Source organism: Aquibium microcysteis (genome assembly GCF_014495845.1).
Taxonomy (GTDB): Bacteria; Pseudomonadota; Alphaproteobacteria; order Rhizobiales; family Rhizobiaceae; genus Aquibium; species Aquibium microcysteis.
The window spans coordinates 1,623,994-1,637,571 of the sequence record NZ_CP061080.1; the positions used below are offsets into that span (position 1 = coordinate 1,623,994).

10 protein-coding genes and 1 pseudogene are annotated in these 13,578 nt (G+C 68.5%); 4 read left to right on the forward strand and 7 right to left on the reverse strand.

The window, feature by feature from the left end:
- The first annotated feature begins 74 nt into the window (after positions 1-74).
- A complete protein-coding gene (ilvA, locus tag IAI54_RS07435; RefSeq protein WP_187971737.1) occupies positions 75-1,349 on the forward strand; it encodes a threonine ammonia-lyase IlvA in 1,275 nt (424 codons plus the stop codon).
- 54 nt (positions 1,350-1,403) lie between these two features.
- On the opposite strand, the gene kdsA is transcribed toward ilvA, so the two are convergent.
- A complete protein-coding gene (gene kdsA, locus IAI54_RS07440) occupies positions 1,404-2,240 on the reverse strand; it encodes a 3-deoxy-8-phosphooctulonate synthase (RefSeq protein ID WP_187971738.1) in 837 nt (278 codons plus the stop codon).
- On the reverse strand, positions 2,237-3,106 hold the full coding sequence (locus IAI54_RS07445) for a VOC family protein (protein ID WP_187971739.1): 870 nt from the start codon (positions 3,104-3,106) through the stop codon (positions 2,237-2,239). The genes kdsA and IAI54_RS07445 overlap by 4 nt, the downstream gene beginning before the upstream one ends.
- 228 nt (positions 3,107-3,334) lie before the next feature.
- On the opposite strand from IAI54_RS07445, the pseudogene IAI54_RS07450 reads away from it, so the two are divergent.
- A pseudogene (locus IAI54_RS07450) lies at positions 3,335-4,189 on the forward strand (D-alanyl-D-alanine carboxypeptidase family protein); the annotation flags it as partial.
- Between the two features lie 55 nt (positions 4,190-4,244).
- Here IAI54_RS07450 and IAI54_RS07455 read toward each other — a convergent pair.
- Together IAI54_RS07455 and IAI54_RS07460 are read right to left on the reverse strand one after the other, a co-directional pair.
- Positions 4,245-5,426: a TMEM43 family protein gene (locus IAI54_RS07455; RefSeq protein ID WP_187971741.1), complete on the reverse strand. Its 1,182-nt coding sequence runs from the start codon at positions 5,424-5,426 to the stop codon at positions 4,245-4,247.
- Positions 5,427-5,531: 105 nt separating this feature from the next.
- The gene (locus IAI54_RS07460; protein WP_187971742.1) at positions 5,532-7,160 is read right to left on the reverse strand and encodes a CTP synthase; all 1,629 of its coding nucleotides are present in this window, start codon (positions 7,158-7,160) and stop codon (positions 5,532-5,534) included.
- Between the two features lie 220 nt (positions 7,161-7,380).
- Here IAI54_RS07460 and IAI54_RS07465 point away from each other — a divergent pair, with 220 nt between their 5' ends.
- Entirely contained in the window at positions 7,381-9,030 is a 1,650-nt protein-coding gene (locus IAI54_RS07465; protein ID WP_187971743.1) for an isovaleryl-CoA dehydrogenase, read from the forward strand.
- 93 nt (positions 9,031-9,123) lie between these two features.
- Here the strand turns inward: IAI54_RS07465 and IAI54_RS07470 are convergent, their stop codons facing one another.
- The 3 genes from IAI54_RS07470 to tpiA all read right to left on the reverse strand — a co-directional run bounded on the left by IAI54_RS07470 (position 9,124) and on the right by tpiA (position 11,533).
- Positions 9,124-9,951: a L,D-transpeptidase gene (locus IAI54_RS07470; RefSeq protein WP_187971744.1), complete on the reverse strand. Its 828-nt coding sequence runs from the start codon at positions 9,949-9,951 to the stop codon at positions 9,124-9,126.
- Between the two features lie 263 nt (positions 9,952-10,214).
- Positions 10,215-10,601, reverse strand: a complete 387-nt coding sequence (secG, locus tag IAI54_RS07475; RefSeq protein WP_187971745.1) for a preprotein translocase subunit SecG — start codon at positions 10,599-10,601, stop codon at positions 10,215-10,217.
- A gap of 167 nt (positions 10,602-10,768) precedes the next feature.
- Positions 10,769-11,533: a triose-phosphate isomerase gene (tpiA, locus tag IAI54_RS07480; RefSeq protein WP_187971746.1), complete on the reverse strand. Its 765-nt coding sequence runs from the start codon at positions 11,531-11,533 to the stop codon at positions 10,769-10,771.
- A 153-nt stretch (positions 11,534-11,686) separates the two neighbouring features.
- Between tpiA and IAI54_RS07485 the strand changes: the two genes are divergently transcribed.
- Positions 11,687-13,576: a SurA N-terminal domain-containing protein gene (locus tag IAI54_RS07485; protein WP_187971747.1), complete on the forward strand. Its 1,890-nt coding sequence runs from the start codon at positions 11,687-11,689 to the stop codon at positions 13,574-13,576.
- The last annotated feature ends 2 nt before the right edge of the window (positions 13,577-13,578 follow it).

The following is a 13,578-nucleotide window of genomic DNA, read 5'->3' on the forward strand; positions in this document are numbered from 1 at the left end:
GCCGGACAGTGGCGGCAGGCGGCCGATTGTGCAATAGGCCGGGCCGCGGCAATCACGCCCAGCGGGAGACATCCATGTCCGTCACGTCCCCGGCCCCAGGCTTCATCGAACGCGTCGACGCGGCCGCGCTTGCCCTTCGCGACCTGTTCGCCGAGACGCCGCTGCAGCTCAACGATCATCTGTCGCGCCGCTATGGCGCGCGCATCTGGCTGAAGCGGGAGGACCTGTCGCCGGTGCGCTCCTACAAGATCCGCGGCGCCTACACCTTCTTCCGCAAGGCGCTGAAGGCGAAGACGCCGGCGAAGAGCTTCGTCTGCGCCTCGGCCGGAAACCATGCGCAGGGCTTCGCCTTCGCCTGTCGCAATCTCGGCCAGCGCGGCGTGATCTTCATGCCCGTCACGACGCCGCAGCAGAAGATCGACAAGACCGTGACCTTCGGCGGAAAATATGTCGAGATCCGACTGACGGGCGACTTCTTCGATGCCTGCCTGGAGGCAGCCCTCGCCTATGCCGAGGAGACGGGCGCGCTGATGGTGCCGCCCTTCGACCACCGCGACATCATCGACGGCCAGGCGACGGTTGCCGCCGAACTCGTGTCGCAGATGCCCGACGGCGTCGTGCCAGACCTGACGATCCTGCCGGTCGGCGGCGGCGGGCTTGCCGCGGGCGTGACGCAATATCTGACGGCGAAGGGCTGGCCGACGCGCTTCGCCTTCGCCGAGCCCGTCGGTGCGCCGAGCCTGAGGCAGAGCCTCGCCGAAGGCCGGCGGGTGAAGCTCGCGAAGGTCGACAATTTCGTCGACGGCGCGGCCGTGGCGGAGATCGGCCGCGAGCCGCTGCGCCACCTGAAGGCATTCCGGCCGGAGGACGTCCACCTCGTCCCCGAGAACCGGCTCTGCGCGACCATGATCGAGATGCTCAACGTCGAGGGAGTCGTGCTGGAGCCCGCCGGCGCGCTGGCGATCGACGCGCTCAAGGACTTTCCCAAATCCGAACTGAAGGGCAGGACGATCGTGCTCGTCGTCTCGGGCGGCAATTTCGACTTCGAGCGCCTGCCCGACGTCAAGGAGCGGGCGCTGCGCTTCGAGCGGCTGAAGAAGTACTTCGTCTTCCGCTTCCCGCAGCGTCCCGGCGCGCTGCGCGACTTCCTCGACCTGCTCGGCCCGGAGGACGACATCGCCCGCTTCGAATATCTGAAGAAGTCAGCGCGCAATTTCGGCTCCGTCCTGATCGGCATCGAGACGAAGAGCGCCAGGAACTTCGACCGGCTGGAGAAGAAGTTCCGCGAAGCCGGCTGGTCCTATCAGGACATCACCGACAACGACGTGCTGGCCGGACTGATCATCTGACCGCCCGGGAGGCGGCCGAATTGCGCGTCGTGGCGTCAGCCCTTCCGCTTGGCCTCAGCCTTTCCGCTTGGCCACCGCATCGAAGGCCATCAGCGTCCCGAGGAGCCGCGGCATGTCTGCCAGCGGCACCATGTTCGGTCCGTCCGATGGCGCATTGTCGGGATCCTCGTGCGTCTCGATGAACACACCGGCGATGCCCACGGCGACGGCCGCCCGCGACAGCGTCTCCACGAAGCGCCGCTCGCCGCCGCTCGATGCGCCCTGCCCGCCGGGCTGCTGGACCGAATGCGTGGCGTCGAAGATCACCGGGGCGCCGGTCTCGGCCATCACCGGCAGCGCGCGCATGTCGGAGACGAGCGTGTTGTAGCCGAAGGACGCGCCGCGCTCGGTCACCAGCACGTTGGCGTTGCCCGAGCCCGTGATCTTGGCGACCACGTTCTTCATGTCCCAGGGCGCGAGGAACTGCCCCTTCTTGACGTTGACGACCCTGCCGGTCTTCGCCGCCGCGACGAGCAGGTCTGTCTGGCGGCAGAGGAAGGCCGGGATCTGCAGGATGTCGACCGCTTCCGCCACGATGCCGCACTGTTCCTCGGTGTGGACGTCGGTCAGGACCGGCAGGCCGAGCTGGCTGCGGATGTCGGCGAAGATCGGCAGCGCCTCGTCCAGGCCGGCGCCGCGCTTGCCGGAGAGCGAGGTGCGGTTGGCCTTGTCGAAGCTGGTCTTGTACACGAGCCCGATTCCGAGCGCCTCCGTCATCTCCTTCAGCGCGCCGGCCATGTCGAAGGCGTGGCCCCGCGATTCGAGCTGGCACGGCCCGGCGATCAGCGTCAGCGGCGCGTCATTGGAAAACACCGCGCTGCCGGCGGTGACGGTGGTGTTCGGCTGGGTCATGCCCGTTCCTCGAAGATGAAGCCTGCGCCCTGTCCCGGTGCGGGGGGCACGGTGATGCGCTGGTCGGTGGTTTCGAAAGCGATGCCGTTCGCAGACAGCACGCGCCGCGTGGCGGACAGGTCGGATACGCCGAAGGTCACGGCGCGGAAGTCGAACAGCCCGGTCGGCAACGCTCCGTCGCCGGAGGTGGCCGGACGCACCAGGATGTCGCCATTGGCCAGGGCATAGCGGGTGGCCGTTGCGCCCGCCTCGCCGGCAACGCCGGTCACGGTCGCGAAGAAGCGGGATGCAGCGGCCGGATCGGCCGCCACGACCATGATCGACAAAAGACGCGTCACGCCGTTCGCATGGTGCTGCAGCGCGCTGCGGTCGACCGCCGGCGCGTTCAAGCGCTGACACGAGAAGACGAAGGGCAGCGTGCGAGGTGCCGCAGCGAAGGCGAGTTTGAAGGATGCCGTGTCGCTGCGGCCGGACGCGTCCTGAAAGGGACGCGAAAAGGACAGGACGTCGCCGGCCGACAGCCCTGCTCCGACGAACGTCCCATGATCGGCATCGGCGTCGTCGCTGGCCAGCACGATGGCCGAAAACCCTTCGTGGCGCCCGGTGGAGCGGAAGGCGCGGTCGCGGCCGACGAAGACGTTGCCAGCGGCGGCGGCCGCAGCACAGGCATCGGCATCGGCGATGGCAAGGGGTTCGAGAAACGTGCCGTCCGCCATGTAGACGCAGCAATTGGCCGTTCCGAAGGGGTGCACGCCCGTGGGCGCCACCGTAAAGCCGAGTGCGCCGAGACGACCGCGCGCGGTCTCCAGCGAGGCCGTCGGCAGGACGAGGTGGTCGAGGGCTGCGTTCGGGAGGGTGTTCGACATGGTGCCCATGTGCCGCAAGACGTCCGGCCGCGCAAGCACCGCGCCGGTGGTCGCGACGGCCGGACCTGGGGCGGTTGCATTCGCGACTTGCTTGGATAGGCTCCCGGCCTCCGGCGATGCGGGCGGCACGAGGCGCTTCCGGACGGCCGGGCGGACCACGGGCGGAGACCTATGTCATTCAGTTCATTGTCGAAAGACCGCGCGGCGCCGGCGGAGGCGCGGCCGCGAATCAGCAGCGGTGCCCGGTCGGGCCTGGTCAGGAGCATCCTTTGCCTGCTGATCGCGGCCTTCGTGACGGCGTGCAGCACGTCGGACGTGCTGCGCAGCACGTCCCGCCCCATTCCCACCTCCGCATCAGCCAAATATGCCGCCATCGTGGTCGATGCGAACACCGGGCGCGTGCTGCATGCCGATCAGGCCGATGCGCGCCGATTTCCCGCCTCGCTGACCAAGATGATGACGGTCTACATGCTGCTCGAGGCGCTGCAGCAGGGCCGGACCGGTCCCGCCACGCAGATTCCCGTCTCCGCCTATGCGGCCGGCCGGCCGCCGACGAAGCTGCATTTCAAGGCCGGCCAGACGATCGACGTCGACACGGCGATCCGGGCGCTGGTGACGAAATCGGCCAACGACGTCGCGACCGCTGTGGCAGAGCATCTCGGCGGCAGCGAGGAGCGGTTCGCGTCGATGATGACCGCCAGGGCGCGGCAGCTCGGCATGGGATCGACCGTCTTCAGGAACGCATCCGGCCTGCCCGATGCCGGCCAGGTGACGACGGCGCGCGACATGGCGACGCTGAGCCTTGCGCTGCGGAGGCAGTTTCCGGCGCAGTACGGCTATTTCGGTCGCACGAGCTTCGCCTTCCGCGGCCGGACGGTGAAGGGCCACAACAAGGTGCTGGAGACCGTGCGCGGCGCCGACGGCATCAAGACCGGCTACACGCGCGCGTCCGGCTTCAACCTGGCGACGTCCGTGCGGCGTGACGGCAAGTCCATTGTCGCCGTGGTGATGGGCGGCGACAGTGCCGGCCAGCGCGACGCGCTGATGGCCCAGCTGATCGAGACCTTCCTGCCCAAGGCGTCGGGCCGCTGAGAGGCGGCCGGGCCGCTTCCGCACGAGGACCCGGACGCGCCGCCGCTCAGGCGGCGGGCGCTGGCGTGCTGGGCTCGGCTGCCGCCTTCCGGCCGAAGCGGCTGACCAGAACGGCGATGGCGACGGCTGCGACGACGATGCCGATGGCCAGCAGCGGCCGGTACCAGAACCAGGCGAGAGCGATCGTCACGCTGCCGACGAGTACCGCCAGCACGAAGGCGATGGCGCCCGTGCCCAGCCGCACCAGGCTGCCGAGGAAGGGGATCACGTCGGCCAGCACGCCCACCGGTCCCATGATCATCGAGAAAGCGAACATCAGCAGCAGCAGGCCGCCGGCGCGCAGCGCCCAGGTCAGGATCGTGTTGCCGGTCATGGCGTCCGCGAACATCTGATCCGCCGCGACGACGCCGCTCTCGACCATCAGCAGCCGGTTGCCGGCGACCGTCTGGTAGGCCGCGAAGCCGTCACCGGTCTGCCGGCCGACAACGCTCACCGGGCCGAGCGGCACGACCTGCCAGCTCAGGCGGTAGTCGCCGATGCGCGGCGAGGACGGGTCGAAGCCCATGTAGGCACCGCTGGACGCGACGTGCAGGCCGCGCGGGCCGGTGTAGCTCGCCTTTACGGCATCGATCATTCCCTGGTCGAGCGACAGCTTTTCGGCGCCGCCGATCCTGTCGAGCACCGGCGTGTCCAGCCGGAACGCGCCCAGCGAGGCCTGCGGGATCTGGAAGCTCTCACTGGAATAGTTCATTCCGGGATTGGCATGGCCCTCCGGCTGCTTGAAACGTCCGGAATCGATCGCGTCCGTGGACCACGCCTTCTCGTAGGAATAGGTGGTGACCGTCTCCTCGCCGCCGCCGAGCTTGGTTTTCGTCTCCGACTTCTGGCGCTCGACCCACTGGTACATCTCGACGGAGCGCTCCAGCCGGATACCGGCCGCAACGACGCCGAACAGGTCGTCCCGAGGTTCCGCGGTCGCCGCCACAGGACCGGCGACGTGCACGAGGCGACCCTCGAGCGCCGGATCGATCCGGTCGGACGGAACGGTCTGGACGAGCCCGGCGCCCTCTTCGAGCGAGCGGGCGGTGGTCACCGCCCTGCCCTCGTTCCAGAACAGCCCGATGACCATCGCCACGAGAAGCAGAAGGCCGAAGACGATGCCGCCGGCCGACCGTGTCAGACGGCCGAACCAGGAGACGGACGTGACTTCGCGAATGCTGTCGCTCATTGCCGAACCCTCTCACGCACCCGCGGAACGGCTCCGCGGGTCGACGCCCCGCGAAATTGTATTGGCGATTTGCCTGAGTCCCGCAACGGACCAGTGGCCGGTGGATCAGACCAGCCGCGACTGGTCCACCGCCGCGCCGATGAAGCTCGCGAAGAGCGGGTGCGGCTCGAAGGGACGCGACTTCAGCTCGGGGTGGTACTGCACGCCGATGAACCAGGGATGGTCGGGATACTCGACCGTCTCGGGCAGCACGCCGTCGGGCGACATGCCGGCGAAGACGAGACCGCAGTCCTCCAGCCGCTCCTTGTAGTCGATGTTGACTTCGTAGCGGTGGCGGTGGCGTTCGTGGATCTTGGTGTCGCCATAGACGGCCGCGATCTTCGATCCCTCGGCCAGCCGTGCTTCATAGGCGCCGAGCCGCATCGTGCCGCCGAGATCGTCGGTCTCGCGGCGCTTCTCCAGCATGTTGCCCTTCAGCCATTCCGTCATCAGGCCGACCACCGGCTCCCGGGCCGGGCCAAACTCCGTCGAGGAGGCGCCCTCGATGCCGGCCAGCGACCGCGCCGCCTCGATGCAGGCCATCTGCATGCCGAAGCAGATGCCGAAATAGGGCACCTTGCGCTCGCGGGCGAATTTCGCCGCCAGGATCTTGCCTTCCGAGCCGCGCTCGCCGAAGCCGCCGGGCACCAGGATGCCGTGCACCTTCTCCAGCCAGGGCGCGGGATCCTCCTTCTCGAAGATCTCGCTCTCGATCCAGTCGAGCTTCACCTTGACGCGGTTGGCGATGCCGCCATGCGTCAGCGCCTCCATGAGCGACTTGTAGGCGTCCTTCAGGCCCGTGTACTTGCCGACGATGGCGATGGTCACCTCGCCCTCCGGATTGTGGATCCGGGTCGAGACCTCCTGCCAGCGTTCCATGCGCGGCTTGGGCGCCGGGTCGATGCCGAAGGCGGCCAGCACCTCGCCGTCGAGCCCTTCCCGGTGATAGGCCATCGGCACGTCGTAGATATGGGCGACGTCGAGCGCCTGGATGACGGCGGATTCGCGCACGTTGCAGAACAGCGACAGCTTGCGGCGCTCGTCCTTCGGAATCGGGCGGTCGGCACGCACCAGCAGGATGTCGGGCGCGATGCCGATCGAGCGCAGTTCCTTCACCGAATGCTGCGTCGGCTTGGTCTTCAGCTCGCCTGCCGCCGGAATCCACGGCATCAGCGTCAGGTGGATGTAGACGGCGGCATTGCGCGGCAGGTCGTTGCCGAGCTGGCGGATCGCCTCCAGGAACGGCATCGCCTCAATGTCGCCCACCGTGCCGCCGATCTCGCAGAGCACGAAGTCGTAGTCGTCATTGCCTTCCAGCACGAAGTTCTTGATCTCGTCGGTGACGTGCGGGATCACCTGGACGGTCGCGCCGAGATAGTCGCCGCGGCGTTCCTTCTCGATGATGTTTTTGTAGATGCGCCCGGTCGTGATGTTGTCCTGCTGGTTCGCCGACCGGCCGGTGAAGCGCTCGTAGTGACCGAGATCGAGATCGGTCTCGGCGCCGTCGTCGGTCACGAAGACCTCGCCGTGCTGGTAGGGCGACATCGTTCCCGGATCGACGTTGAGGTAGGGATCGAGCTTCTTGATGCGCGCGCGATAGCCGCGCGCCTGCAGCAGGGCTCCGAGAGCCGCTGCGGCAATGCCTTTGCCAAGGGAGGAAACCACGCCGCCGGTGATGAATACATATCGCGCCATGGGAGTCAGGGCTTATCGCCGCCGGTCCGATTCCGCCAGCGAAAAAGCACCCGCGGCTGCGCGTTATCCCCCGGCGCGCCATGACGCAGGGTGAGGCGAACGCGGAAGGGCAGCCGCCGACCGAACCGGTTGCGGTCCGTCCGTCCTCTGGTCCACAACGCTCGTAGGAGGGTCCGCCCCGCCCCGCAGGCGGCGGGCGGATCGAAACCGGAGGATCGCCATGACCGCCCTGCCCGCCTTCAAGACGCACGAAGTGCTGAACCAGCCGCCGGCGCTGGAGGATTTCAACCTGTTCTCCACGGACCGGGCGCTGACCAATGCCGCAGCCGCCATGGGCGCCGGGCATGCGACCGACAGGCTGACCGCCTACGGCGCCGAGCTCGGGCGCGCGGAAACGATCGAAGCCGGACGGCTGGCGCACCGGTTCCCGCCGGAGCTGAAGAGCTTCGACCGCTTCGGCAACCGGGTGGACCAGGTCGAGTTCCACCCGTCCTGGCACCGGATCATGAGCCTCATCGTCGGCGAAGGCCTCCATTCCGGTCCGTGGGCGCAACCCGGACCCGGCGCCCATACGGCGCGCGCCGCGGCCTACATCATGCATGCGCAGGTGGAGCCCGGCAGCCAGTGCCCGACGACCATGACCTATGGCAGCGTGCCGGCCCTGCGCGGCCAGGGCGGCCTCGCCGAAACAATTCTCGACCGTATCGGCACCCGCAGCTACGACCCGCGCGACATCGCGGTCGCCGACAAGACGGGCGCGCTGGTCGGCATGGGCATGACCGAGAAGCAGGGCGGATCGGACGTGCGCTCCAACACCACAATCGCCGTGGCCGCAGGCACGGACGGCGGCTTCCTGCTCACCGGCCACAAATGGTTCTTCTCCTGCCCGCAGATCGACGCGCATCTCGTGCTCGCGCAGGCGCCGGGCGGGCTGTCCTGCTTCCTCGTGCCGCGCCGGCTGCCGGACGGGACGAAGAACGCGGTGCGCATCCAGCGCCTGAAGGACAAGGTCGGCAACAGGTCGAACGCCTCGTCCGAGGTCGAATTCCAGAACGCCCATGGCTGGCTCGTCGGCGAGGAAGGCCGCGGCATCCCGACCATCCTCGAGATGGGCACCTTCACGCGGCTCGACTGCGCGCTGGGCTCGGCCGGCCTGCTGCGCGGTGCCGTGGCGCAGGCGCTGCATCACGTCTTCCACCGCCGCGCCTTCCAGCGCCACCTGATCGACCAGCCGCTGATGACCAACGTCGTCGCCGACCTCGCCGTCGAATCGGAGGCGGCGACGCTGCTTGCGCTGCGGCTCGCCCGCGCCTTCGACGGCATGGCGGCAGGCAGCGCCGAGGACGCCGCCTTCGTGCGGCTGTGCACCCCGGCGGTGAAGTACTGGGTCTGCAAGCGCGCGCCGAACGGCGTCGTCGAGGCGATGGAGGTGCTGGGCGGCAACGGCTATGTCGAAGAGGGGCCGCTCGGTCTCCTCTACAAGGAGATCCCGCTCAACTCGATCTGGGAAGGCTCCGGCAACGTCATGTGCCTCGACGTGCTGCGGGCGCTGCAGAAATCCCCCGACACCTTCGGCGCCTATCTGGCCGAGATCCGAGCCGTGCGCGGCGCCGACAGCCGTCTCGACGCCGCGGCGCGCGCGCTCGAGGCGGATTTCGCGCAGAAGGGCGGCATGGAGCATCGCGCGCGGCGGCTGGTGGAGCGGATGATGACGGTGCTCCAGGGCGCGCTGCTCGTCCGCCATGCGCCGGCGGCCGTGGCCGACGCCTTCTGCGCCAGCCGTCTCGCCGGCGACTGGGGCCATGCCTTCGGCACGCTGCCGGCCGGCGTCGACGCGCGGGCGATCGTCGACCGGGCGCGGCCGGCATAGTCCCCGGACGCCGCCGCGCCGTCCCCCTCAAAGCACGAAGGCCCGCGAGCGCAGCTTCGCGGGCCTTCTTCGTTCAGGTCATCGGGACGTTCGTCAGAGCACGACGACGTTGGCGCCCATCGGCACGCGACCGTAGAGGTCCATGACGTGTTCGTTGATCATCCGGAAGCAGCCGTTCGACGAGTTGGTGCCGATGGTCTGGGGCGCGTTCGTCCCGTGGATGCGGATATGCGTGTCCTTGTTGTTCTGGTGCAGGTAGATGGCGCGGGCGCCGAGCGGATTGTCGGGGCCGCCGGGCATGCCGTCCTTGTACTGGCCGTACTTCTTCGGCTCACGCTTCTGCATGTCGAGCGTCGGGATCCAGCGCGGCCATTCCTGCTTGTCGCCGACCTTGGCCGTGCCCTTGAACTCCAGTCCCTCGCGGCCGACCGCGATAGCGTAGCGGCGTGCGCTGTTGGAGGATTCCACGAGATAGAGGAAACGCTCGGACGTGTTGATGACGATGGTGCCGCGCGGATAGCCGGAGAAGGGCACGGTCTGCGGCACGAACTCGTTCTTCACCGCGAAGGTCCTGCCCTTCTGGCGCTTCTCCAGCACCGAGTCGAGCGCCTGGGTCTGCGGCAGAAGCTTCGACGACTGGGCGCCGAACAGGCTGAAGACCGGATCCGCCGGCCGCGTTTCGGAGCGGAGTTCGCCATTGTTGCCTGCGGCGATCACCTCGGAGACGGTGGGCGGCTGCGGCTTCTCGGCTGCCTTGGCGGTCTTCGTCTTCGTCTTCACGTCCGCGCGCGGCTTCTGCGTCCCCTTGATCGTCTCCGCCGCACCAGGGTCGGCGCGATCCCGCTCCGCCGCGGCCGGCGATGCGATTCCCAGAGAGATGGCGACGCCGAGCGCCGCGACGAGGAGACGTGTGATCCGCATGGTGTTCCGCGACCTGCCGTGATGTTGTGCGAGAGCTCCGGGGTTTCATCCCTCCAAAGCCGGCCAACAATACCGCATCGCAGCACGAACGCTCAAGTGCAATCGTCTGGCTGTTCGAGCACTTCACGCCGTTCGACCAGTGCGGTTGCAGATCGACCACAGTGCGGTCTGAACGCGCGACGAGAGGACGGCCGCAGAAGCGGCCGCCTGGCGTGCATGGACGAAGTCTTGACGGACGGCTTTGCTGCCGGCCGCGCTGCCCGTTACTGGCCGCTCGGAACCTGCGGACCCGCCGGAGCCGGCGCCGGAGCCGGTGCGGCGGGCGTATCGCTTCCGCCGAGCTGGTCCAGCACGCCGCCGCCGCCCGTGCCGGTGCCCTCGCCCTGCTGCTGTCCGGCCGGCAGGCGATCGAGAATGTCGATCGGCTGCTCGCCGTAGCGGGCGATCAGCGACAGGCCGAGCGAGGTGACGAAGAAGGCCGCCGCCAGGATGGCGGTGGCACGCGTCAGCGCGTTGGCCGCGCCGCGGGCCGTCATGAAGCCGGAGCCGCCACCGATGCCGAGGCCGCCGCCCTCCGAGCGCTGAAGCAGCACGACGCCGACCAGCGCGAGCACGATCATCAGGTGAATGACGATGAGGACGGTTTCCATTGAACAATTCCGCGGGTGTGTCCGGGCATGCGGTGCCCTGGGAAGGAGACGCGGCTCATTACACGCCTTTGCCGACGTTTCCAAGCCCGAACGCCGCCGATGTGACGTCTGGCCCCGATATGGGGACCGAACGCGGGAATGCAAACGGTTCCGGGCGCTGCGATCCGTCAGATCGCGCGATAGGCCTCGGCGATGCCGAGGAAGTCGGCGGCCTTGAGGCTGGCGCCGCCGACGAGGGCGCCGTCGACATTGTCGATGCCGAGCAGTTCGACCGCGTTCGACGGCTTCACCGAGCCGCCATAGAGAATGCGCATGGTCGCTGCCGCATCGCCGACGATCCGGTGCAGTTCGGCACGGATATGCGCATGGGCGGCTGCAACGTCCTGCGGCGACGGGGTAAGTCCGGTGCCGATCGCCCAGACCGGCTCGTAGGCGACGATCATGGTTCTGGCGCTGGCGCCGTCGGGGATCGATCCCGCCAGCTGGCGCGAGAGCACGGCCAGCGTCTCGCCCGCGTCGCGCTCGGCACGCGTCTCGCCCACGCAGACGATGGCCACGAGACCCGCCGACCATGCGGCCTGCGCCTTCGCCCGCACCGTCGCATCGTCTTCGCCGTGATCCGCACGGCGCTCGGAATGGCCGACGATGACGTGGCTCGCGCCGGCGTCCTTCAGCATCTCCGCCGAGACGTCGCCGGTGTGGGCGCCGCTGGCGCGGACGTGGCAGTCCTGCCCGCCGGCCTTGACCGGCGTCGAAGCGAGAAGCTGCTGCGCCCGCCAGAGCAGCGTGGAGGGAAAGCACAGAAGCGCGTCACACTCCGCGTCCAGCCCCCGCATGAAGCCGTTGGCAATGGCGCGCACCTCGGGCAGCGAAGCGCTGGTGCCGTTCATCTTCCAGTTGCCCGCGACGAGCGGCTTGATGCCCTTGGTCATGTCGAAATTCTCCATCGAAGGCGATGTGATGCGGGCGTTTCCTACCAAACCGCACCCATAAAGCAATCGACACCCGCCATGAAGGAGTCTATTTGCTGTGCTGCGTGGCCCCACCGCACAGGGGCGGGGCAAATGGCAAATTCTGGGTAGGACATGCTCGATTCATTGCGTTCGGCGGCCGGCACGTGGGTAGCGAAGCTGCTGCTTCTGCTCCTTGTCCTGAGCTTCGCCGTCTGGGGGATTTCCGGACAGATCGCCAACGGATTCGGCGGCAATGCCGTCATCACCGCGGGCGAGACGACCGTGACGCCGATCGAGTACCGGCTGGCCTATGACCGTCAGATCTCCGTGCTGTCGCAGCGCTTCGGCACGCGCGTGACGCGCGAGCAGGCGGTTGCGCTGGGCGTGGACCAGCAGGTGCTGTCGCAGCTCGTCGCCGGCGCCGTCCTCGACGAGCAGGCGCGCGTCATGAACCTCGGCGTCTCCAAGGACAGGGTGGCCGTGCTGACTGCGGAGGATCCCGCATTCCAGGGACCCGGCGGCAGCTTCGACCGCCGCCAGTTCGAGTTCGTGCTGCGCCAGATCGGGATGCGTCCCGAAGACTATCTGAAGAACCGCGAGCAGGTCGCGATCCGCCAGCAGATCGTCGAGGCGATCTCGGACGGGATGTCCGTGCCGGACACCTTCCTGCGCGCCGTCGCCCTCTACCAGGGCGAGGACCGCACGGTGGAGTATCTCGTCCTGCCGCCGGCCCTCGTCGAGCCGGTCGAGGCGCCGACGGACGCGCAGCTCGGGACCTATTTCGAGGAGAACAAGGCGCGCTACGCGGCTCCCGAGTATCGCAAGATCGACTATGTGAGGCTGCAGCCGGAGGACATCGCCGATCCGGCGGCCATCACCGACGAGCAGGTCGCGGAGGATTATCAGCGCTCGATCGCAGCCTTCACGACCCCCGAGCGCCGCACCATCGACCAGATCGTCTTCCTCAACGAGGACGCGGCCAAGATCGCCGCCGACCGTCTGCTGGGAGGCGCGACCTTCGAGCAGATGGTGGAAGCCGACGGCCGCAGCATGGACGACGTGCGGCTCGGTACGGTCGAAAAGTCGCGGGTGCCCGATCCGGCGATCGCGGAGGCCGCCTTCGGTCTCGCCAAGGACGAGGTCAGCGGCATCGTGCAGGGCGCCTTCGGCCCCGCCATCGTGCGCGTGACCGAGATCATTCCCGAGACGGTCAAGCCGCTGGCGGACGTGCAGGAGCAGATCCGCCGCGACCTGGCGCTGGCGGAAGCCAACCGCATCCTTCTCGACGTGCACGACCGCTACGAGGACGCGCGCGCTGCCGGCAGCACGATTCAGGAAGCGGCGGCGTCGCTCGGACTGACCGTCACGACCGTCGAGTCCGTCAGTCGCGCCGGCCAGGACCCCTCTGGTGCGGTTCTGCGCGACATCCCCGAGACGGCCGAGCTCCTGCGCCAGGCGTTCGAGACCGAGATCGACGTGGAGAACCCGCCGATCAGCATCGGCTCCGATGGCTTCGTCTACTATGAGGTTCGCAGCGTGACGCCCGCGCGCGACCGAACGCTGGACGAGGTCCGCGACCGTGTCGTCGCGGACTGGACGGCCGCGCAGGTCGCCGCGCGGCTCGCCGAGCGTGCCGGCGCGATCGAGAAGCGGCTGAAGGACGGCGCGACGCTCGACGAGATCGCCGCCGAACTCGGCTACGAGAAGCAGGTCAAGCGCGGCGTGCGCCGCGGCGCGACCGACCCCGACCTCGGCGAGGCGGGCGTGGCAGCCGTCTACGGCGTCACCGAAGGCGGGACCGGCCTCGTGCCGACGCCGTCGGGCGACGGCCGGATCGTGTTCGAGGTGACGGAGGTCTTCGAGCCGGCCGGTGCCAGCGCCGAGTCCGTCGCCCCCGACATGCGCCAGGCCTTCCGGTCCGGCTGGTCCGACGATCTGCTCGACCAGCTGGTCGCCGAACTGCAGCAGCGATACGAGGTGACCGTCAACCGGACGGCCATCGACCAGGCCCTGAGCTTCTGACG

What these genes read in the sequence shown, in the direction of transcription:
- ilvA (WP_187971737.1), top strand. Translation starts at nt 75, where the DNA reads ATGTCCGTCACGTCCCCGGCCCCAGGCTTCATCGAACGCGTCGACGCG.
- kdsA (WP_187971738.1), bottom strand. Translation starts at nt 2,240, where the DNA reads ATGACCCAGCCGAACACCACCGTCACCGCCGGCAGCGCGGTGTTTTCC.
- IAI54_RS07445 (WP_187971739.1), bottom strand. Translation starts at nt 3,106, where the DNA reads ATGTCGAACACCCTCCCGAACGCAGCCCTCGACCACCTCGTCCTGCCG.
- IAI54_RS07455 (WP_187971741.1), bottom strand. Translation starts at nt 5,426, where the DNA reads ATGAGCGACAGCATTCGCGAAGTCACGTCCGTCTCCTGGTTCGGCCGT.
- IAI54_RS07460 (WP_187971742.1), bottom strand. Translation starts at nt 7,160, where the DNA reads ATGGCGCGATATGTATTCATCACCGGCGGCGTGGTTTCCTCCCTTGGC.
- IAI54_RS07465 (WP_187971743.1), top strand. Translation starts at nt 7,381, where the DNA reads ATGACCGCCCTGCCCGCCTTCAAGACGCACGAAGTGCTGAACCAGCCG.
- IAI54_RS07470 (WP_187971744.1), bottom strand. Translation starts at nt 9,951, where the DNA reads ATGCGGATCACACGTCTCCTCGTCGCGGCGCTCGGCGTCGCCATCTCT.
- secG (WP_187971745.1), bottom strand. Translation starts at nt 10,601, where the DNA reads ATGGAAACCGTCCTCATCGTCATTCACCTGATGATCGTGCTCGCGCTG.
- tpiA (WP_187971746.1), bottom strand. Translation starts at nt 11,533, where the DNA reads ATGACCAAGGGCATCAAGCCGCTCGTCGCGGGCAACTGGAAGATGAAC.
- IAI54_RS07485 (WP_187971747.1), top strand. Translation starts at nt 11,687, where the DNA reads ATGCTCGATTCATTGCGTTCGGCGGCCGGCACGTGGGTAGCGAAGCTG.